The 1,445-nt window shown below is 56.2% G+C and carries 1 protein-coding gene; it reads right to left on the bottom strand.

Translation table 11 applies throughout. From position 1 onward, the window contains the following. Positions 1-1,445: beta strand repeat-containing protein (locus BT114_RS15010; RefSeq protein ID WP_218163537.1), on the bottom strand; the 1,445-nt coding region annotated here is incomplete at both ends.

Raw genomic sequence — 1,445 nt, 5'->3', positions numbered from 1 at the left:
CAGCGGTTGTACCGGTAAACAGGCTGTTAAAGCCAGCCGCTGTAGTGGTGGTAAGGTTGTATCCGCCACCACTGATACTGTTCAGGCTGATATTGCCTGCAGTGCTGTTGAGGTTGGTGGTATCAGTTAATGACAGATTGCCAGAGTAGGTCTGGTTTCCGGTGGTGGTGATGCTGCCACCCAGCTGAATTGAACCCCCATTGGAGTTCAGGTTCAGGAAGCCACCGCTGCCCTCTACGGTGCCAGCCACTCGAATGTAGCCTGCTGCGGCATTCTCAAGAGTCAGGTTGTAGCCATAAGCAATAGACTGCAGGGTGATGTTGCCGGTGTGGCTGGTGCGACCCACCGTGATGGTCCCTGCAGTGATGGACAGGGTGCCCAGGTCATAAGTTGAATCAAACCCGCTGCCACTGCAGGAAGTTGTGGAGCAAACCTGCAGGGTATTGGTTTGTGTCTGGGGGGCCAAGGTCACGGTGCCACTACCGGCATTCAGGCTGGCATCAGCGCCGATCAACAAACCATCAGAATAAACCGTGATGTTACCGGCCGTGCTGTTCAGGGTTTTGTTGGCGGCCAGCTGCATGGACTGAGTGGTCAGTTCAAGGGTGCTGGCAGACAGGTCGCCATTAAACGCTGTGGTACCAGTTCCCGCTACTTGCAGGAAGGCTTCGTTCAAGGCGATGTCCTGCAGTGTGACATGCCGAGCCTGTGTCAGGGTCAGGCTGTACAGGTTTGAGGTGCCACTGATCAGGATGTCAGCGCTGCCGGTATTCAGGGTCAGGGCATAATCACCTTGAATGCCACTCTGGAAATCAATGTTCTGGTTGGTAGTCGTCAGGCTGGTGGCATCGGTTAGCGTAACTACACCTTGATAGGTCTGACTGCCGCTGGTGGTGATGGAGCCACCCAGCGAGGCTGCACCAGTGACATCCAGTACACCCAGAGCAAGGATGTCACCGGTAAAAAAGGTCGTTCCACTGCTGGCTTCGGTTGTCAGGTTCTGGGTAGCACCAGCAATACCGTTAAAGCTGATGTCGCCACCTGTGCTGGTCAGGCTGGTGGCCTCTGTCAGGGTCAGGGTGCCGTTATAACTCTGGTTGCCGGTGGTGGTGATGCTACCGGTATTCAGGGTGGTGGTGCCGCTGATGTCGAGTTCACTCAAGCCAGTGAGAGCACCATTCAGGATGGCATTTCCCTGCAGGGTAAGGCTTTCACCCGTGGCATTGACACTGCCTAGAGTGATCTGTCCTGCACCGGCATTTAAGCTGCGGGTGACACCAGTGCCACCGGTTAAGGTCATCGGGCCGGTATAAGTCTGAGCACCAGTGGTGGTGACATTGCCGCCCAGGGTGATGTTGCCAGCAGTCACAGCCAGGCTGGTGAGTGCTGTTGTGCCGCCAATGACACCACCAAAAGCGGCGGTACCACTGCCAGCAGCCAGGGTC

The sequence above is a fragment of the Marinospirillum alkaliphilum DSM 21637 genome, from assembly GCF_900119735.1.
Taxonomy (GTDB): domain Bacteria; phylum Pseudomonadota; class Gammaproteobacteria; order Pseudomonadales; family Halomonadaceae; genus Marinospirillum; species Marinospirillum alkaliphilum.
Note: the sequence above shows the minus strand (reverse complement) of the source record. Positions and strands in the feature narration are given on the sequence as shown.